Origin of the sequence: Bacillus sp. EB106-08-02-XG196, from assembly GCF_013396335.1 — a bacterium.
Lineage (GTDB): Bacteria > Bacillota > Bacilli > Bacillales > Cytobacillaceae > Neobacillus.
In genome coordinates, this window is the sequence record NZ_JABWSY010000025.1 from 1 (window position 1) to 20,016 (window position 20,016).

The following is a 20,016-nucleotide window of genomic DNA, read 5'->3' on the forward strand; positions in this document are numbered from 1 at the left end:
TAGCAGCGAATTAGGAATCACAAGAGTAGACAAAATTCCCGCTATTGTCGAAAAATTCGCTTGATGGCTATGGTGCCTGTCACTCCCCGCAATATGTCGGTAAATTTTCGACAAAATGGGGGAGTGACAGGCATTTTATATTTTAGAAATGTAAACAGGTTGTATTCAGGAATGGGACTTTTTGATTAAAAAAAGTGAAAAATGTTGTTTCATGGAAGAAAAAGCAGGATTTTAACTTTTAAAAATGAATATATATAATAACTAGTATCTCAAGTTTGTCAAAGTTGTTTTGACAGTTTAACGATAAAGCATACGATTATGAAACGGTAAATAGGAAAACCAATCGATTCTTTAAAACAGGAAAACCTTTCCTTAACTCATTAACTGTATACAGAGAAGGATCGGAATCAGTTTATTCATCCAACCCAATCAATTTATGAAAGAAGGTATGCCGTATGAACGAAAATTTTTTTGCTGACTATAAAAAGTTTATTGTTGCACCGGTCGATGAAAAGCTAAATGGTAAAGAATCATATGATCCAAAAAGTTACTCTTCACATTATATTATGACACTGTCTATTTTTAATTCGCGTATAACGAATTGGAAAGATGCTAGTAAATATGATATAGATATTGACAAAAGTATTAAAACGGTTCTGAAGGAATTTAATATAAAGCACCATGAAAAGTACCATCTGCAATTACTTGAATTAGATAGGTTTAAAAACTATTTTGTATTGGCTCTTTCCTCAAAAGCTAAATTTGAAACAGAGGAAGAAAATGATAGGATATCTTTTATTGTTGATAGAATGTTAACGAACCCTTTTTATGTTGGACAAGGGTGGTTCAACTTAATTGGTGAAAAAGGAAGAATAGCACGAAAGCTCTTTTGTTGTTCCTATATGAAATATGTAATAGAGCACCAAGATCATTTAAAAATAGACAAAAAATTAGGAAACATCAGTGAATTCACTCCTAAAAATGATGAGATTAAGCTTGTAAAAAATCTCTGAAAAAGGTAATTGTATTTTTAATATTTAAAATATTCCTTTCATGGCTATAATAATAGCAAGGAATTGATAAGGGTTAATAATGGAGAGAATGACTGGAGGAAATTATGGGTAGAGTAGTTCATTTTGAAATTCATGTGAGTGACATGGAGCGGGCAAAGAAGTTTTATGGAGAGGTATTTGGATGGTCCTTTCAAGATTATAGTGAGTATGCTGGAATGCCTTACTTTGGTGCAGTGACTGGTGATGAAAATGAGCCTGGAATCAACGGTGCCTTGATGCAGCGTCAAAGTGCTCCGCCTGAACAAAACCATGCTTTAAATGGATTTGCTTGTACCATGGGAGTGGAAAATTACGATGTAATCGAAGCAGAGATTCTTGAAAATGGCGGCAAGGTTGCACTGCCAAAATATGCTCTGCCAGGAATGGCTTGGCAAGGGTATTATATTGATACCGAAGGAAACGTATTCGGAATTCATCAACCCGATGCTAATGCAAAGTAGAATCATTGTTAGGTGTAGAAAATCATGAAATCACTAGAATCGGCAGGCATACTTGAAAAGTTACGAGAAATTTGTCTTTCAATGCCTGAAGCCATTGAACATATTGACGGTTTCTGACACAATACTTTTAAAATCAATGGAAAATCATTTGTAATATCGGGCGAAAAAGAGACTGGATTCAGTCTGTCTTTCAAGTCAGACCGGGAAACGCAAGAAATATTGCTTCAGAAAGAGCGTTTTTTCAAAACTCCATATATCGGTCATCACGGTTGGGTTTCAATCCAAAATCCGGCTGAAGAAGACTGGGAAGAATTGAAGGATCTAATTCAAGAAGCCTATTTACGTGCGGCACCTAAGCGCATGGTCAAGAAGTGGAACGAATTACATAAAAGATAAAGGAAGGCGGAATATTAATCTGTCTTTTTTTTTGTTCTTGTTTATATGTATAGGAGTTTACATTTGTGTCAGATTATTCTACATTAAATTACAATTTAATTACAAAATCGACTGTATTATTGTTTTTAGTTCTTTTGGAATATACACTAGGAATATATTAGAAGTTTTAATAAATGCTAGTTTCCAAGAGGAGATTTAATAATGATAAAAAAGTTTATTAAATATATGGTCGCTACTACAGTGCTCGCAACAACCATTCAAGCTACACCTGCATTTGCAAATCCAGAAGTACCAGTGACAAATGGACAAATCGATGCTGTTAACAAAAATATTGATGACCTTGAAACAAAGTTTCAACAATTAGATAACGAAATCTCTTTATCTATGGAGAGAAGTCAAATACTAAATGAAAAAATTGGCACACAACAAGGTAAAATTGAAGAGACAGAGATTGAAATAAAAAAAGCTGACGAGGATCTATTAAACCATAAAGAGGTTTATTCAGAAAGATTAAAGAGCATTCAGGTAAAAGGAAATCAGTCAGTCGTTACTTACGCAGAACTTTTACTTTCAGCTGGCAGCGTCTCTGAGTTTTTTAATCGTTTTACTGCTATTTCTAAAATAATTGAAAATGATAATGAATTACTTGAAGGTTTAAGAGTAAAGGAAGTAACGTTAAAAGAGGCAAAGGAACAATTACAAAATCATATTAACCAATTAGAAAAGAGTAAAGTAGAATTAGCTAAAGAACAAAAACAAATTGAAGAAAACAAAATAAAAATTTCACAAGATTTAGAAGCTGCAAAAGGTGAATTAGAGAATTTAAGGGCTCAACAAGTGGCGCAACTGGCTGCTCAGCAAGCAGCATTACAAGAACCTGCTCAAGAAACTCAACCACAATCTCAAGCGCAAGTTTCAGTAAATACGCAATCAACAGCACCATCTGTCGCTGCATCCAATGTGACAAATTCTGCAACAGCAAATAGTGTGATTGCCAACGCTAAACAGTATTTGGGCGTTCCTTACGTTTGGGGTGGATCAACGCCAAGCGGGTTTGATTGTTCAGGATTTACATCATATGTGTTTCGTTCCGTTGGCATTAGTCTTCCAAGAACTTCTCGCGCACAGCAAAATGTTGGAACAAGAATCTCTCTAAATCAAGTACAGCCTGGAGATTTAGTTTTCAGAGGTTCTCCTGCCTATCATGTTGGAATTTATATTGGAGGAGGACAGTATATCCATGCTCCTCAAACAGGTGATGTCGTGAAAATCGCTCCATTTAATCCGTCTAAATTTTCTAGTGCTTCTAGAGTTTTACATTAATGACGGCAATTTTATTGAAGTATTAAAAGAAGGCAACTAACCAAATGGTAGTTGCCTTTTAGTATGCTTTTTTACCATTAAATTTGTCATTGTCACTTGATATAAATATAAAGAGATATTGATTATCTATCTTTTAAATTTGAGAGATGTTAAAATCTAATTGTTGGATAATAAATTTGAGGAGCTGTTTTTTAAATGGAACAAAATGAAATGTTTCAATTAATCTTGAAAGAAATCAAGGGATCTAATAAAGAAGTAATCAATGAACTAAATCAATTAAATGAAAAAATAGATCGAATCGAAATGACTGTAACTTCTCATACAGAAATATTAAATTCTTTTAAGTTTGATGTAGATTTTTTAGCTGAAAAACAAACAAAGATAGAGATGAAAGTAAATCGACTTGAAAAAATGATGGAAATCTAACGTGGAGGATTTATCTGCCCCATTCATTCTCGCACTTTCAGGTTGCTTCCTTTTTATTCTCAATCAAAATGAACTTTACTTCAGATATATACCACAAAATCCCCAATATTAGAAATTGCCTCATAAACACATTTACAAAAGGCACTGTTAAAACTGAATGTTGATTTCACTGTGTTTAGAAAATAAGCGGAGTTTTTCCGCTTATTGTATCCAAATCCTTGGGTTTTGTCTTTTTTAAAGCAGTTAACCGGAATATCTTCGCTTATATCACCTTCTTACGCTTGCTCTATATACAATAGCCCGAAATTCTCCGCCTATGAATTCTCAACCCTACACGAAAATCAACAATGAAAAAGTCAGCACCCCAAGATATAAGTAAGAGCCAGACATCTAAGTGTCTGGCTCTTACCATGTTAAAAATAATATTAATATTTTGACCTATAGAGTTACAGGGTTATGATCAAACAATAGGTCCTAAAAACAAACAAGTGAATAAAAGTTGTTTAAGCTTATGGATGAAATCTTAGAAGATTTCATCCTCTATTTGTGCGCCCAGCATGGGTGCAGTCTATAGGGTGCAAGTCCCGAACTGTGAAGGCAGAAGTAACAGTAGCTTAACGCAAGGGTGTCCGCGGTGACGCGGAATCTGAAGGAAGCGAGCGGCAAACCTCCGGTCTGAGGAACACGAACTTCATATAAGGCTAGATACCATTGGATGAGTTTGCAAATCAAAACAAAGTCCATTCTGCCGAAGATGGTATAGAGTAAATGAAGCAGATAGATGGAGGGAAAGACTGCACTCTTACCTGGGGAGGTCTGATTGATATGCCAAGCACACTTGGTAACCTATCTAGCGATAGATAGCTGAACAATCAGAAGTCAGCAGAGGTCATAGTACCTTACCTACTCGAGATGGTAAGGGAAGGACTGAACAATTAGGGAGAACGAGAGCTAGGCATACAATTCCTGTGTAGAAGCAGACAATCCGAAAGGACTTACACGAAGGAGGAAGTGGTGAATCCCACGGGGGACTTCATGAGGGTGGAGCAGGAATAACATAAATAGACTTCTACGTTCACGTTGAAAGGAAATATCAAATGTTAATGGATACGATTTTGTCACGGGAAAACTTAATAGAAGCACTTAAACGTGTCGAGAAGAACAAAGGCAGTCACGGCATAGACGGAATGTCCGTAAAATCCCTACGTAGACATCTCTATGAAAACTGGGAACCTCTTTGTAATTCATTAAGGAAAGGAACCTATCAACCGAATCCAGTACGTCGAGTCGAAATCCCGAAACCGAACGGTGGAGTAAGATTACTAGGTATCCCTACCGTGATAGATCGTTTCATTCAACAAGCTATTGCTCAAGTGCTAACCCCACTATTTGACCCAACCTTTTCAGAGCAAAGTTATGGATTCAGACCAAAGCGGAGAGGACATGACGCGGTTCGAAAAGCGAGGGAATATATAAGTGAAGGTTACAGATGGGTTATAGATATGGACTTAGAGAAATTCTTTGACAAAGTTAATCACGATAAGTTAATGGGGATATTGGCTAACAGAATCCAAGACCGGTTGGTCTTGAAGCTAATAAGAAAATACCTCCAAGCGGGAGTCATGATTAATGGTGTAACCTATGATTCTGAGGAAGGGACACCACAGGGAGGTCCACTAAGTCCTCTTCTTTCCAATATTCTGTTGGATAAACTTGATAAGGAGTTGGAAAGAAGAGGGCATAAATTCGTTCGCTACGCTGATGATTGTAATATCTACATGATGTCAAAGAAAGCGGGCGAAAGGGTAATGAACTCTATTACAAACTTTATAGAAGTGAAACTGAAACTTAAAGTAAATAGAGAGAAATCCGCAGTTGACCGTCCCTGGAGGCGAAAGTTTCTGGGATTTAGTTTTACTGTTCACAAGAAACCGAAGGTTCGGATATCCAAGGAAAGTATCAAAAGACTAAAGTCGAAGATAAGGGAACTAACTTCACGCTCAAAATCCATCCCAATGGAAACAAGAATTGAGAAACTAAACCTATATCTAACGGGATGGTGTGGTTACTTTGCTTTAGCGGATACACCAAGTAAGTTTAAAGAATTTGATGAGTGGATAAGAAGAAGGCTTCGTATGATTGAATGGAAACAATGGAAAACACCCAAAACGAGAGTAAGAAAGCTAAAAAGTTTGGGTGTGCAATCAAACAAGGCTTATGAATGGGGACACTCTAGGAAGAAATACTGGCGAATATCCAGTAGCCCAATTCTACACAAAACCCTCGGCAACTCTTACTGGAGCAACCGAGGGTTGAAAAGTCTATATCAAAGATATGAATTTTTACGTCAGACTTAATTGAACCGCCGTATACCGAACGGTACGTACGGTGGTGTGAGAGGTCGGGGGCTAATCACCCCCTCCTACTCGATTGATATCTGAAAATCAACTAAACTTCATGGCAAGCCATGTACATGAGTTAAATTTAATTCGCATTACTAAATAATATGCTATAATGGAGACTGTTTTTATCTAAATAAGTTCATCAATGTTCAGACAGAAAGGTAAGGTTCATCAATATAATGATAAAAAATAATAAAGCATTCCTTAGTTTATTTTTAGTATCCGTTTTATGGGGATGTAATTATCCCATTAGTGCTTATTTGCTTCAAGGCTTTTCCCCTGTCTTTTTGTCAACCGTACGCATTTGTTTCACATCGCTCTTTCTACTCATAGTTGCAATGGTCCATAAAGGAATTAGACGACCAACTTGTTCCGAATGGAAACTTCTATTTGGTGCTGGAATCTTTGGTACTTTGATTAATCAAACCTTCTATTTTACAGGACTTCACCATACAACACCTGCAAATGCCTCCCTGATTATTGCTTTGGCCCCAATCGCCACGATTTTTTTAGAACGTATTATTTTTAAAGTGAAATTTACCATAAAAAAATCAACTGGTGCCCTAATCAGTTTAATAGGTGTTTTTTCGATAATTGGCGTTGCAGGTGGATCAATTGGGATTTCATGGGGCGATTTAAATATTGTAGTAGCGATGCTCTGTTTGTCTATTAGTCTCTTATTTATTCGAGCGTTGTCAAAAACAATGAACACTTATATCATCACCATTTATGCGACAGTTCTTGGGAGTGTATTAATGATTCCTGCAGCCGGTGTTGAAGGAATGGTAAGTGGAACTGTTATTAGTCATTCCGTGATTATGTGGGTTTTATTGATATCTGCCGGTATTCTTGCACAAGGAATTGCTGGATTTTGGTGGAATAGAGGTGTCTCCGAGGTTGGTGCCGGAACAGCATCTATGTTCATGAACATTCAACCTTTTGTCGCCATTCTTGCTTCCCATTTTATTTTAGGAGATCCCATTCTAGTCAGCCAAATTCTTGGTGGAATCTTAGTTTTACTTGGAGTGTTTATTGCAAATATGCCATCAGGTAAAACTGAATTGGTTTTAGAACCTAATAAAAGTTTATAAAAAAGAAAAGGAGCTGCTGCCTCCTTTTTCTACAAAGCTGTTTTCGTATAGATTGATGTTTAATAAAGAGTCTTGAGGACAAATCACACGGCCTGTTAGAAGCATTAGTCCTTAATCCGGGGTCTCGAGGACAAATCACACGGCCTGTTAGAAGCATTAGTCCTTAATCCGGGGTCTTGAGGACAAATCACACGGCCTGTTAGAAGCATTAGTCCCTAATCCAGGGTCTTGAGGACAAATCACACGGTCTGTTAGAAGCATTAGTCCTTAATCCGGGGTCTTGCGGACAAATCACATGGCCTGTTAGAAGCATTAGTCCTTAATTCAGGGTCTTGAGGACAAATCGCAAGGCCCATCAGAAGGATTTGTCTTTAAACTAGGATCTTGTACAAAATCAACAAAGTTTACGAAAAGAGTCTTCTAAAAAAGAGAAGTAGCATAAATAAAAAAGCACCCTTTCCAGAATAGGAACGGTGCTTTTTTGCCAGTTTTTGAAAATATAATCAGTAGCTCTTGCTATTTAATAGAAACGGTGATAGTTTGATTTCAGAAACAATAATCTAAACGTTTAGATTTACTTTGGGTCTTGTAACGCCAATTTAAGTATACATCTAAACCTTAAATAATGTAGGAGAAATGTAGAAATGGATTCGAAACCAAATATCCAAGATGTAGCGAGACTTGCGGATGTTTCAATCGCAACGGTGTCGAGGGTGATCAACAACCAGGGTGGTGTTAGAAAGGTAACGGAGGATAGGATACTTAAGGCTATAGAGGAACTAGGGTATATTCGCAATGCTGCCGCCAGAACAATGAAACGAAAAGAAACCAACACGATAGGTGTCATTGTGCCAGACATAAAAAACCCTTTCTTCCCTCTCGTGATGGCTGGAATTGAGCAGAAAGCACGAGAGAAAGATTATTTCACGATTCTGAGTAGCACAAACGAGTCACCGATTATAGAAGAAAAAATCGTCAAGAATTTCATTGAACGCGGCGTGGATGGAGTCATTATCACCACTGCCAATGAAAACGGCGAACATCTGAAACTGCTTCAGGAGCAGAATATACCAATAGTAGCAGTAGACCGCAGTATTAGAAGTTTTGAGGTAGACACTGTCCTAGTCGATAATATTAAGGGCTCGTATCAGGCAGTCCAGCACTTGATTCTTCAGGGACATCGAAAAATAGCCATCATTTGTGGTCCACAAAATACCACGCCGGGGTTTGAGCGGTACATAGGCTATAAAAAGGCGCTTGAGGACTATAATATTCCTCTTGATGAAAGGCTTGTGGTCCATGGGGATTTTGGGGAGCATAGTGGTTATCTGGCAACGAGGCAGTTGAATGAGTTGGATGAAAGACCAACAGCAATTTTTTCATCGAATAACTTGATGACAATTGGCTGCATGAAGGCATTAGATGAGCTAAACTGGAAACTTGGTGATGAAGTGGCATTCATGGGGTTTGATGATGTGGATATAGCGACATTCCTGAATCCAAAGCTATCCGTCGTGACAAGACCGATGAATGCGGTTGGTGAAATTGCTTTTACATTCTTGCATGAAAGAATCCACTTTAAGAATGATCTGCCAAAGCGTAAATATTCACTGCCGCCAGAACTGATTATCAGACAGTCCTGCCGGCTTGTGAGATTGTAGGAAAAGCCATTAGATAGACCGTGTATGATTGTGTTTTTTCCAATATAATCATGAACGGGGAATATCTGTGGCTTTTTCATGTTTTAACTGTTGATTTACTATAAATTATTTTTTGAAAACGTTTAAAAATCTCTTGCGACTAGTTAAGAAAGGTGATAATCTAAATTCATAAATCTAAACGTTTACATTTATTTGTTTCTACTCCTTTGGTTACAGCAGTTTGTAATTTTTTTTTTTACTATTAAATCTAAACGTTTACATTTTGGTCTGTCGAATTAAAAATTTTATTTTTAAGGGGAAATGAAAATGACAATCAAAAACCTGATTCAGCTGCCGGATGGATATTTAAACCGAACTCCGATTTTTCAGTATATCCTGTTATCCATGATATTCCCATTATGGGCGGTAGCAGCAGCCCTGAATGATATCCTCATCACACAGTTTAAACATGTGTTTGAATTAAGTGATTTTGCAAGCGCTTTAGTCCAAAGTGCATTTTACGGCGGATACTTTCTTGTAGCAATACCCGCCTCCATGGTGATAAAAAAGACAAACTATAAGTTTGGGATCATTACAGGCTTGCTATTCTATATTGCAGGATGCACATTGTTTTATCCAGCTTCAGAGATGGCAACGTATACAATGTTCCTATTCGCGATTTTCTCCATAGCCATTGGGCTTGGTTTCCTTGAAACAGCTGCCAACACATATAGTTCTATGATCGGGCCACGCCAGTTTGCAACGCTGCGTTTAAATATTAGCCAGACGTTTTATCCGATTGGAGCCATTTCTGGGATCCTGCTCGGAAAATACCTTGTTTTCCAAGAAGGAGCAAGCCTCGAGGAGCAGATGGCAGCGATGTCCCCAGAGGAGGCGCATGCTTTCGGATTACAGATGCTTCAGCATACACTTGAACCATATAAATATATTATTTTTGTTCTAATCGGTATATTGGTATTATTTGTGATTACTAAATTCCCTGCTTGTAAACCGGTATCAGAAAAACCAAAGGCATCTGAGAAGTCACCGAATTTACTGCAGACCCTGAAATATTTAGGAGTAAATAAAAGCTTCCGTAAAGGGATTGCTGCTCAATTTTTATACGTGGGAATGCAAGTTACGGTATGGTCGTTTACCATCCGTCTGGCACTAGACCTAAACCCTAACATCAATGAGCGTGTAGCTTCAAACTTCATGGTGTTCAGTTTCATTGCCTTCTTTATTGGAAAGTTCATTGCGAACTTCCTCGTGACTCGGTTCATGGCTTCAAAGGTATTGTTTATTTATTCAATTATCGGTTCAGCAATGCTTGCCTATGTGGCATTTGTACCGAATATAACAGCGGTATATGCGGCGGTTGTCGTGAGCATGCTGTTTGGTCCGTGCTGGCCGACTATCTATGCGGAAACACTTGGAGTCGTTAAAGACAAGAAATATACAGAGCTGGCAGGGGCAATTCTCGTCATGTCTATTGTTGGCGCGGCAGTGGTACCTGCAGCACAAGGGTATGTCTCGGACCTGCTTGATTCGCTGCAGCTTGCATTCCTTGTTCCTATGGCTTGTTTTATCTATGTTGGTTTTTACTTCTTCGGTGAAATGAAGCGGAATGCTGTGACAGAGAAAGCCGAGGAACCTCAAAAGATGGCTCAGTAAGAATACCTGATACATAAAGGGGCTGGTTTTGGCCGTCCCCATTGTTAAAATAGGAGATGAATGGAAATGCCAACAGGAATGATTGAATTACAACGTGATTATTTTACAGAAAACAGCAAGATAATTTTTCGTAATGAAGAAATGACAGCAAGTCTATTCAGTTATCCTTCAGGTGTGGAAGCGATTGAGTTGAAAAATTCGCTGGGAGGAATGGTTGTTCTTCCTTATTTGGGTCAAATGATCTGGGACTTAGAATTTGATAACACTGATTTGAAAATGAAAAACATGTTTTCCCAGCCAAAAAAGACAGCGAGTATCATAGATACATATGGATGCTTTGCTTTTCACTCAGGCTTGATCCGCAACGGCTGCCCTGAACCAGAGGACGATCATGGCCTGCATGGCGAAATGCCTTGTGCCGACATGGACAGAGCATGGCTTGAGATTAACGACGAAGGCATTAAAATCTGCGGCGAGGCCGAGTATGTGAAGGGATTTGGCCACCATTACCTAGCACGTCCGTCGGTAAAAATGTTCAATAGAGAAACATTTATTGAAATCAGCATGAAGGTTAAAAATCTGTCTGGAACAGAGATGCCGCTTCAATATATGTGTCACACAAACTATGCTTATGTCGAAAACGCGGTTATGAAGCAGAATATTCCTGACAGTGCTTTTAAACTAAGGGAGTCAGTCCCGGGTCATGTTAAACCGACCGGGCAATGGATGATATACAATAAGAAGCTTATTTGTGGGGACGAAAGGATTGCAGCTTTAAATAAGCCTGAGATGTATGATCCGGAGATAGTATTTTTTGCGGATAAGCTAAACCAATATCAGGAAGAAGCTGAGTTTGAAATGGTATTGCCGGATGGAACAGCTTTTTTCACCAGATTTTCTACCGCTGAGTTGAATTACGCAACACGTTGGATTTTACACAATCGTGATCAGCAGGTTGGAGCTTTCGTACTGCCAGCGACATGCAGGCCGGAAGGATTCTTGGCTGCGGAAAGATCCGGTACATTATTGAAGCTGGAATCTGGAGAAGAAAGGTCCTTTACAGTTGTAACGGGGAAAAAATAAGGAGGTTGTAACATGGATATCGCAGTAATCGGATCCAATATGGTGGATCTCATTTCATATATTGATAAAATGCCAAAAGAAGGGGAAACCCTCGAGGCACCAGACTTTAAAATTGGCTGTGGTGGAAAAGGAGCAAATCAGGCGGTTGCGGCGGCAAAAATGGGCTCTAAGGTGATGATGGTAACGAAGGTTGGTGATGATCTTTTTGCAGATAACACAATTAAAAACCTTCAAAACTATGGAATAGATACGGAGTTTACCAATAAAGTTCCGAATACCTCAAGTGGTGTTGCACCGATTTTTGTGGATCCGGAATCCAAAAACCGCATCCTCATCATTAAGGGGGCAAATCAACAGCTTTTGCCTGAGGATGTAGACCGGGCGGCAGATAACCTGAAGCAATGTTCCCTAATTGTCCTGCAGCTTGAAATTCCGCTCGAAACCATTTATCGGGCAATTGAATTTGGAAACGACCATGGAATTCCGGTTATTCTGAACCCTGCTCCGGCCTCTAAAGATCTAGATTTCAACCATGTATGTAAATGCGACTTTTTCATTCCAAATGAAAGTGAGCTGGAAATCCTGACAGGAATGCCTGTTAAAACGGAAGAGCAAATAAAAGCTGCTGCTTTTACGTTAATTGCTAGAGGAGTTAAAGACGTTATTGTTACGATGGGCAGCCGCGGAGTTATGTGGGTGACCAAGGGTGAAGTGCATATCGTTGACGCACATAAGGTAGTCGCCATTGACACAACCGGCGCGGGAGATGCTTTTATTGGCTGCTTTGCCCACTATTTCGTTAAGAATGGTGATATTCTCCATGCGATAAAAATAGCTGCCGCTTTTGCAGCATTAAGCGTCACAAAACGGGGGACACAGACTTCTTATCCGAGTGTTGACGAGGTTGAGCAGTTTATGAAAGTCGGAGTTTGATAATAAAAGGGTATTGTCATCTGATAACAAGTCAGCTATACAAAAATATAAAATAAAAACACAAAGCACACGATACCTTCACATGTGAAATATCGTGTGTTTTTTTTTCAATAATACAAATACTTAGACCCTATATGAATATTAGATAAATATACTATGTTTGCGCAAGCTATCCATATAAATGATAATACATTAAAATCATAAGAGAAAGAGGGGATACGATGACAAAGGAATTTAGTGAAACAGGATGGAAATTTAATAATAGTTATGCTCGTCTACCGAAAGTATTTTTCATCAGTCAGAACCCAACCCCTGTGCATTCACCTAAGATTGCTATCTATAACAAGGCATTGGCAACATCCCTAGGGTTGGACGCAGAAGCATTGCAAAGTGATGATGGTGCAGCTATATTTGCGGGAAACAAAATACCCGAAGGTGCTTCTTCGCTTGCTCAAGCATATGCGGGACATCAATTTGGACACTTTACAATGTTAGGTGACGGCAGAGCGGTGCTTCTTGGAGAACAGATAACACCCACGGGTGAGCGATTTGATATCCAGCTTAAGGGTTCAGGAAGAACGCCCTACTCCCGAGGCGGTGATGGCCGGGCGGCACTTGGACCAATGCTGCGTGAATATATTATCTCGGAAGCCATGCATGGTTTAGGTATTCCTACCACTCGCAGTTTAGCAGTGGTAACAACCGGAGAAGAAATAACCCGTGAATCATATTTGCCTGGTGCTATTTTGACCCGAGTAGCAGCTAGCCATCTTCGGGTTGGCACCTTTCAATATGCAGCAAGATGGGGCAGTGAAGATGAGCTTCGGGAGCTGGCAGATTATGCAATAAAACGCCATTATCCTAAAATTGAGGATGCAGAGAACCGTTATCTCTCGTTTCTTCAGGAAGTGATTAAACGTCAAGCGATGCTGATTGCGAAATGGCAGCTGGTTGGCTTTATTCACGGGGTAATGAATACTGACAACATGACGATTAGTGGCGAAACCATTGATTATGGACCTTGTGCCTTTATGGATACCTATGATCCGGCTACTGTTTTCAGTTCAATTGACAGAGAAGGCCGCTACGCTTATGAGAATCAACCGAATATTGGTGTCTGGAATCTAGCAAGATTAGCTGAAGCTCTCCTGCCGCTGCTGCATGAGGATCAGGAAGAGGCAGTTACGCTCGCACAAGATAAGCTCTCCGACTTTGCTGGATTATTTGAATACAATTGGCTCGAGGGAATGAGAGCCAAATTGGGATTATTTAATGAGGAGGAACAAGATAAACCCCTTATTAAAGACCTTCTAGATATGATGCAGAAGCACCGGGCTGACTATACTAACACCTTCAGAGCTTTAACTTTGGATAAACCTGGAGAAATCATTCTGCACGGAACAACAGAATTCACTCAGTGGCTTGAACGGTGGCAGGCAAGGCTTGGCAGGCAGGAAGAATCGAAAGAATCCTCTATTCAATTAATGAGGAACAGTAATCCCTCGGTAATCCCTCGAAACCACCGGGTAGAGGAAGCTCTGGAAGCAGCGAATAATGGAGAGTATAGTGTGATGGAGAGGTTGCTTGAAGTCCTATCCAATCCATATGAATATTCTCTAGAACAGATTGATTACACTACTTTGTCAGCTCCATCTCCTCGTCCCTATCAAACCTTCTGTGGAACTTGAGAATGCAATCTAACAAAGCAAAAGCCCTTTTATTTTAAGGGCTTTTTGTCTTTCTATGGAATCTATCGATTATAAACAGAAAAACACACCGTTAATAACTATTGAAAATATTTCCAATTTGTTTATAGTTAATAGTAGATTAATAATAGATTCCACGGGGGTATATAGGTGAAGAAAAAGGTATGGATTTGGTTATCAGTCATTGTAGGAATACTAGTCATTGCAAGCACGGGTACATATTTATATGCCAAAACAGGTACAAAAACAGTAAGTACGGATGAAGGTGTCATGAGTATAAGCGTACAAAAAGTTAGTGAACAAGAATTGGTAGAATCAATTCTTGTTACAGGTAAAATTGTTCCAGAAAGCGAGCAAAAGGTTTTTATCGAACCAGAAAAAGGGGAAATTAGTGAATTTAAAGTAACAGAGAACCAAGCAGTAAAAGCTGGTGATCCACTAGTAATCTATGATTCTTCAAAAATAGATAGTGAACTTAAAAGAGCTATTCGTGAGAAAGAATTGCTGCAAAGTAGAGGGAAAACAGAGCAAAATCAAATTGCAGATCTCAACAAGCGGCTGACAGAAGCTAAGAAGAAGGTAGGAACACAAGGCGCAGAACCAGTTGAGATTACTGAAGGGCTTGTTTCACAAGAAGATGTAAACCAGCTTTCGAATGAAAAGATTCAACAAGAGATGCAATATGAAAATACAAAGTCGGAAATTACATCAGCTGAAGACCGAATTAAAGAATTAAACGCACAGAAAAGTGAAATGACGATTGTAAGTAAAATGGATGGGATTATCGTGAAGGTTAATCAAAATGTAGCAAATACAGAAGCAGGAGCAGCAGAGCCTGTCATCCACATTATTTCAAGTCAACCCTATAAAGTTATTGGCTCGATGAGCGAATTCGATACAGTCAAAATTAAGGAAGGACAACCGGTTATCATCCGGCCAAAAGTTTTTAAAGATCGTGAATGGAAGGGTGCGGTTGAATCCGTTTCACAATTCCCAAATGCTGATGGCGGCGGTAGTGAAGGATTCGAAGGCGGCGGCGGAGCTGGTAATGTAACCATGTATCCTTTTAAGGTTACGATTACGGATGATACTTCCGAGTTACGTCAAGGCTTCCATGTTTCTTTAGAAATAAAAGCTGGTGATTCCACCAAAAAAGTGGCTATCCCACATCCAGCTCTTATCGATGAAGCTGGAATTAAAATTGTTTATATTTTAAAAGATGGGATGTTAGAAAGACGTGAAATTCAAACGGGAGTTATGAACGATGCCTTCATTGAAGTTACAGCAGGAATTACACCAGGAGAACTTTTGGTCCTTACACCAACAGAAGAAATGCATGATGGAATGGAAGTGATCGCATATGATGAAGTTGAGTGATATTACAAAAGTATATGGCAAGGGTTCATTAGAGGTACCGGTGCTTAAGGCAATAGATTTAACGATAGAAGATGGGGAGTTTGTCGCGATCATGGGTCCGTCTGGATCTGGTAAATCTACATTGATGAATATCATTGGCTTTTTAGATTATCCTTCATCAGGTACATATGAATTAAATGGGGAACAAATCGCCTCTGCAAAAGAGAGTATCCTAGCTAAGCTAAGAAATGAACATGTCGGTTTTGTTTTTCAACAATTCTTCATGTTTCCTAGAGATAATGCTATTAAAAATGTTGCATCCCCGCTTGTATATGCCGGGGTTTCTAAGCGAGAAAGAACAGCTAGGGCAAAAAGTCTGCTGGAAAAAGTAGGGTTAGGTGACCGGATGAAGCATTTACCTAATCAATTATCTGGAGGTCAGAAGCAGCGTGTTGCAATCGCTAGGGCACTCGTCAATAATCCTACTATTCTCTTAGCCGATGAACCGACGGGTGCGCTTGATTCGAATACGAGTGAACAAATCATGAAGCTATTTACACAGCTCAATGAAGAAGGAAAAACGGTTATCATTGTTACGCATGAAGAAGAAATAGCAGCATATGCAAAGAGAGTTATTACGATAAAAGATGGTCTGATAACCGAAGACCGGAGGGTGTCTTCATGAATATATGGGATAGTTTTAAAATCGCCCTTTCTTCTATTTGGAACCATAAAATTAGGTCCATTCTAACAATGCTCGGCATTATCATTGGTGTAGCTGCAGTTATAATTATCGTAGCAATTGGTCAAGGTACGAAGAAGCAAATGACAGATGAATTGTTTAGCACAGATAAGAATGCGATTGATATTTACTATGAATATATCCCGCCTGAAGGGGAAACTGAAATGTTTTGGCAGGAACCTGAATTAACCTCTGAAGATGTCCAAACACTCGCGGGAGTTCCTGGTGTTAAGGCTGTGGTTGCAACGAATCAGGGCTGGGGAATGATGGCACATGATGATGAGCAGGGTGAAATGCAAATTACCGGTGTCGGTGCGGAATTCTTCCCTGCCAGGGATATTCAGGTAGTAGAAGGACGAGCTTTGTACGCTGCGGATAATGATGGTTTGAATCGAGTGGTACTGATTGATACCATAGCAAGGGAAAAATTCTTTAAGGAAAGTGAAAACCCAATTGGCGAGATTATTGATCTAAATGATAATCCTTACAAGGTTGTCGGGGTGTATGAATCGCCGCTACCTGAACAATTCCGAAATAAGGAAACGGGTGAAATGCTTATGCCGCGTTCTGTCATTTCGATGATGTTTGGCAACCGAGAAATTGAACAATTACAGGTGATTGCTAGTGATCCTGAAAACATTTCTGAAACAGGCAGGCTCGCAGCCGATACATTAACGGCAGAAAAAGCTCTTGAAAACGGGCAGTATTCAACAAATGATTTTGAAGATTATGAAAGAGAATTAAACACAATGATCTCCTTATTAACACTGCTAATAGGAAGTATTGCAGGTATTTCACTCCTAGTAGGCGGGATTGGTGTCATGAATATAATGCTAGTCTCGGTAACAGAAAGAACGAGAGAGATTGGACTTCGGAAAGCGATTGGTGCGACAAGAAGAAAAATCCTTTTACAGTTTCTAATTGAATCCATCACGTTAACTTCATTAGGAGGATTGATTGGAATAGGCCTAGCTGCAGTAGGCAGTATCCTCGTTTCGGAGTTTTCGCCCATTACGGCTGACGTTAGTCCGTTAATTGTTCTCATAGGTGTGAGTTTTTCAGCCTTAATTGGTATTATCTTTGGATTGCTTCCAGCAAACAAGGCATCTAAGCTAAGTCCAATTGAGGCATTAAGATACGAATAACAGAATTTAATTTTCCCTCAGACGAAAGTTCTGAGGTTTTTTTCATTTTATTTCTTCTTTAATAGTTATAAAGGTAAAGCTAACGTGTATTATTAATATACATACTAAGTGCACGTGAAGTTGAGGTAATGTTTAAATGATTAAGACGTTATTAATAAATGAAGATAGGTGCTATGCAATAGCTGAGCAAAAGGCAAGAGATTATTTTCAGTCATTGTATAAGCAAGTTAAGCAAAAAAACTATATTCCTACTCTAACAAGAGATATACAATCCTGGAAGCACAACCATATTCATCATCATTCATTATTTTCTCTTTTTTTTCGTGGTAAAAGTAAAGCAGATCCCCGTGATTATCACAATTATATTAAATATCTGGATTACACTGGCAAACTAGACAATTACCTGGATCGAAGCATATCTTATATTTTTATGCGTGATTTGGGTAAAGCGCTGGATTCAAAAGAGACACAGGCAAGAATTAAGAGTGTTGTTAACAATTTAAAAAACAATCTTACGCAGCCAAAGGAAAATCGTGAAAATAAGAATGAGATTCTCTCAATGTCCTGGTTGTACAGGTGGGCTCAGCAGGAATCTATTGAATCTGCGATTATCTGGATGATAAATAAACTTAAGACTGTATCCACTCACCTTCCAGAGGGGATGGACGCTAATCATGCCCAGCGAAAACTTATTAAAATTATAGCTGGAGTCGTGATGCATGAGATTGAAGAGATGGGCCGTAAAACTCCCCCAGAAGAACGCACTCGCAGACTTGATAGAGCCATTAGGATAGGTTATGCCTATGGTTTGACCTATCCCTATATTGATGACCTTCTCGATTCAAAGGTCTTATCCGAGAAAGAGAAAAAACAATACTCTAACTTGATTCGTACCACCCTGACCACTGGGGCAGTACCGAAATTGGGCGGGGAGTGGGAAGATAAGAATATAGCTTTGATTACGTTCATTCATTCGGAGCTTCGAGAGGGATTTGAATATATTAAGGCACAACAGAATACAGAGACGATAAAATCATTTTTTGAACAATCATATGTATTTTTTCATTCGCAGGAAGTGGATCGTGAGAAGAATTTGTCTTATGGAAATTACACGAATGAAGAGCTTTATATTCCGGTTATTCTAAAATCTTCTTCCTCACGATTGATCGTTCGTTCCGTTATTAATGCTGCTGAAGATGAGGGCTTCGACAATCGAACCTTCTTTTATGGAATTTACAACCAGCTTGCAGATGACTTTGCAGATATGTTTGAGGATTTGGAGAATGGTGCTGTTACACCCTATACCTATTATCTGAAATATCACGATAAAAGGGATGATCTAATTAATCCATTTGAATTATACTGGAGTGTTATTTCCAATTTAATTCACCGTGTGTACCACTCAGATAAAAAGGCATGTGAGGTCATTTTAGATCGTGCAATAAACGGGTTAAAGAGATTTAAAGAACGAATGGGCGTAAAAAAATACAATGAAGTAATGGAACTTTTTTCTTCAGGAAATTCAAATTTCAATACCATCATTCAAAAGATGGCTGCTAAAGCTGACGACGTAGATTTCTTCGATAAACTTTTGCGTGATCATATGATAACCAATTTGAAAAATGAGCGAAAAGAGCAAGAAGAATTCTTAGAGTTAATTGAAAATGTACGCAGCCAGATCAATCATCTTTTACCTATTCCTAAAGATGATACTTTTAATGGTTTAATCGTTGAAGCGGCAAACTATAGTCTAGAGGGTGATGGAAAGCGATTAAGGCCAATCATTACTTGGATTATGGGCATTAAGGAATACGGGTTAAATCAGTCGGCAATTGTACCGTTAATAAAATCATTGGAATACATGCATACTGCTTCACTGATTTTTGATGATCTCCCTTCACAGGATAATGCTGCTATCCGCAGGGGACGTCCAACTCTGCATATGGTGTACGATGGTGCTATAGCTGAATTAACAGGTCTCTATCTAACGCAGAAGGCCATAGAGGAACAAGCATCACTCGAACAATTCAATTCTAAAACTGTGCTTAGTTTGATACAATATTCGTCTAGATTGACTGAAGAAATGTGTAAAGGGCAGGCAATGGATTTGAATTCCAAAGGGAAAGTATTAACAGTAGAGGACTTAAATACTATGTGCTTCTATAAAACTGGACTTGGTTTCGAGGCATCCCTAATCATGCCTGCTATTCTTGCGGAAGCGAAAGAACCAGAATTAGATGCTTTGAAAAAATTTGCTTATCATGTCGGTATTGCCTTTCAAATAAAGGATGACTTGCTGGATGTGGAGGGTGATTTGGACATACTCGGAAAGCCCATTGGAAAAGACGAGGAGAATAATAATTCAACTTTTGTATCAATCTTAGGTTCTGATGGTGCTAAAAAAGCAATGTGGGAACACTATTGTGATGCGGTAGAAACCTTGCACGAGATTCCGAGGAATACTTCCTTTCTAAAACATTTACTGAATTATATAGTACACCGTGATCATTAAGTATATGATTAGAAGTCCCAAAAGGAAGGCAATAACCTAACGGTTGTTGCCTTTTTATGTGGCTGTGTTAAAGG

The 20,016-nt window shown here is 38.9% G+C and carries 16 protein-coding genes; all 16 read left to right on the plus strand.

Features of this window, described 5'->3' with window-relative positions; genetic code table 11:
• Positions 1-455 precede the first annotated feature (455 nt).
• The 16 genes from MLOOGBEN_RS26985 to MLOOGBEN_RS27060 all read left to right on the plus strand — a co-directional run bounded on the left by MLOOGBEN_RS26985 (position 456) and on the right by MLOOGBEN_RS27060 (position 19,942).
• The gene (locus tag MLOOGBEN_RS26985; RefSeq protein WP_179161343.1) at positions 456-1,013 is read left to right on the plus strand and encodes a hypothetical protein; all 558 of its coding nucleotides are present in this window, start codon (positions 456-458) and stop codon (positions 1,011-1,013) included.
• A gap of 104 nt (positions 1,014-1,117) precedes the next feature.
• Positions 1,118-1,513, plus strand: a complete 396-nt coding sequence (locus MLOOGBEN_RS26990; RefSeq protein ID WP_179161344.1) for a VOC family protein — start codon at positions 1,118-1,120, stop codon at positions 1,511-1,513.
• 132 nt (positions 1,514-1,645) lie between these two features.
• Complete coding sequence (locus tag MLOOGBEN_RS26995; protein WP_368737831.1) at positions 1,646-1,909, plus strand: DUF6194 family protein; 264 nt, start codon at positions 1,646-1,648, stop codon at positions 1,907-1,909.
• Positions 1,910-2,110: 201 nt separating this feature from the next.
• Positions 2,111-3,232 (plus strand): C40 family peptidase, encoded by a 1,122-nt coding sequence (locus tag MLOOGBEN_RS27000; protein WP_179161345.1) that lies wholly within the window; start codon positions 2,111-2,113, stop codon positions 3,230-3,232.
• Positions 3,233-3,427: 195 nt separating this feature from the next.
• A complete protein-coding gene (locus MLOOGBEN_RS27005; RefSeq protein WP_179161346.1) occupies positions 3,428-3,658 on the plus strand; it encodes a hypothetical protein in 231 nt (76 codons plus the stop codon).
• 1,097 nt (positions 3,659-4,755) lie between these two features.
• Positions 4,756-6,015, plus strand: coding sequence for a group II intron reverse transcriptase/maturase (ltrA, locus tag MLOOGBEN_RS27010; protein ID WP_179161347.1), 1,260 nt, complete (start codon positions 4,756-4,758; stop codon positions 6,013-6,015).
• A gap of 224 nt (positions 6,016-6,239) precedes the next feature.
• Positions 6,240-7,151, plus strand: a complete 912-nt coding sequence (locus MLOOGBEN_RS27015) for a DMT family transporter (RefSeq protein WP_179161348.1) — start codon at positions 6,240-6,242, stop codon at positions 7,149-7,151.
• Positions 7,152-7,795: 644 nt separating this feature from the next.
• Positions 7,796-8,812 (plus strand): LacI family DNA-binding transcriptional regulator, encoded by a 1,017-nt coding sequence (locus tag MLOOGBEN_RS27020; RefSeq protein ID WP_179161349.1) that lies wholly within the window; start codon positions 7,796-7,798, stop codon positions 8,810-8,812.
• 306 nt (positions 8,813-9,118) lie between these two features.
• A complete protein-coding gene (gene fucP / locus MLOOGBEN_RS27025; protein WP_179161350.1) occupies positions 9,119-10,465 on the plus strand; it encodes an L-fucose:H+ symporter permease in 1,347 nt (448 codons plus the stop codon).
• A gap of 66 nt (positions 10,466-10,531) precedes the next feature.
• On the plus strand, positions 10,532-11,548 hold the full coding sequence (locus MLOOGBEN_RS27030) for an aldose 1-epimerase family protein (RefSeq protein WP_179161351.1): 1,017 nt from the start codon (positions 10,532-10,534) through the stop codon (positions 11,546-11,548).
• A gap of 12 nt (positions 11,549-11,560) precedes the next feature.
• Positions 11,561-12,481 (plus strand): ribokinase, encoded by a 921-nt coding sequence (gene rbsK, locus MLOOGBEN_RS27035; protein WP_179161352.1) that lies wholly within the window; start codon positions 11,561-11,563, stop codon positions 12,479-12,481.
• Positions 12,482-12,702: 221 nt separating this feature from the next.
• Entirely contained in the window at positions 12,703-14,169 is a 1,467-nt protein-coding gene (locus tag MLOOGBEN_RS27040) for a protein adenylyltransferase SelO (protein WP_179161353.1), read from the plus strand.
• Positions 14,170-14,337: 168 nt separating this feature from the next.
• Complete coding sequence (locus tag MLOOGBEN_RS27045) at positions 14,338-15,564, plus strand: efflux RND transporter periplasmic adaptor subunit (RefSeq protein ID WP_179161354.1); 1,227 nt, start codon at positions 14,338-14,340, stop codon at positions 15,562-15,564.
• On the plus strand, positions 15,548-16,228 hold the full coding sequence (locus MLOOGBEN_RS27050) for an ABC transporter ATP-binding protein (RefSeq protein WP_179161355.1): 681 nt from the start codon (positions 15,548-15,550) through the stop codon (positions 16,226-16,228). The genes MLOOGBEN_RS27045 and MLOOGBEN_RS27050 overlap by 17 nt, the downstream gene beginning before the upstream one ends.
• Positions 16,225-17,430: an ABC transporter permease gene (locus tag MLOOGBEN_RS27055; RefSeq protein WP_179161356.1), complete on the plus strand. Its 1,206-nt coding sequence runs from the start codon at positions 16,225-16,227 to the stop codon at positions 17,428-17,430. The genes MLOOGBEN_RS27050 and MLOOGBEN_RS27055 overlap by 4 nt, the downstream gene beginning before the upstream one ends.
• A 136-nt stretch (positions 17,431-17,566) precedes the next feature.
• A complete protein-coding gene (locus MLOOGBEN_RS27060) occupies positions 17,567-19,942 on the plus strand; it encodes a polyprenyl synthetase family protein (RefSeq protein WP_179161357.1) in 2,376 nt (791 codons plus the stop codon).
• Positions 19,943-20,016 lie beyond the last annotated feature (74 nt).

Coding starts and splice junctions, on each gene's coding strand:
- MLOOGBEN_RS26985 (WP_179161343.1), top strand. CDS start 456: ATGAACGAAAATTTTTTTGCTGACTATAAAAAGTTTATTGTTGCACCG.
- MLOOGBEN_RS26990 (WP_179161344.1), top strand. CDS start 1,118: ATGGGTAGAGTAGTTCATTTTGAAATTCATGTGAGTGACATGGAGCGG.
- MLOOGBEN_RS27000 (WP_179161345.1), top strand. CDS start 2,111: ATGATAAAAAAGTTTATTAAATATATGGTCGCTACTACAGTGCTCGCA.
- MLOOGBEN_RS27005 (WP_179161346.1), top strand. CDS start 3,428: ATGGAACAAAATGAAATGTTTCAATTAATCTTGAAAGAAATCAAGGGA.
- ltrA (WP_179161347.1), top strand. CDS start 4,756: ATGTTAATGGATACGATTTTGTCACGGGAAAACTTAATAGAAGCACTT.
- MLOOGBEN_RS27015 (WP_179161348.1), top strand. CDS start 6,240: ATGATAAAAAATAATAAAGCATTCCTTAGTTTATTTTTAGTATCCGTT.
- MLOOGBEN_RS27020 (WP_179161349.1), top strand. CDS start 7,796: ATGGATTCGAAACCAAATATCCAAGATGTAGCGAGACTTGCGGATGTT.
- fucP (WP_179161350.1), top strand. CDS start 9,119: ATGACAATCAAAAACCTGATTCAGCTGCCGGATGGATATTTAAACCGA.
- MLOOGBEN_RS27030 (WP_179161351.1), top strand. CDS start 10,532: ATGCCAACAGGAATGATTGAATTACAACGTGATTATTTTACAGAAAAC.
- rbsK (WP_179161352.1), top strand. CDS start 11,561: ATGGATATCGCAGTAATCGGATCCAATATGGTGGATCTCATTTCATAT.
- MLOOGBEN_RS27040 (WP_179161353.1), top strand. CDS start 12,703: ATGACAAAGGAATTTAGTGAAACAGGATGGAAATTTAATAATAGTTAT.
- MLOOGBEN_RS27050 (WP_179161355.1), top strand. CDS start 15,548: ATGATGAAGTTGAGTGATATTACAAAAGTATATGGCAAGGGTTCATTA.
- MLOOGBEN_RS27055 (WP_179161356.1), top strand. CDS start 16,225: ATGAATATATGGGATAGTTTTAAAATCGCCCTTTCTTCTATTTGGAAC.
- MLOOGBEN_RS27060 (WP_179161357.1), top strand. CDS start 17,567: ATGATTAAGACGTTATTAATAAATGAAGATAGGTGCTATGCAATAGCT.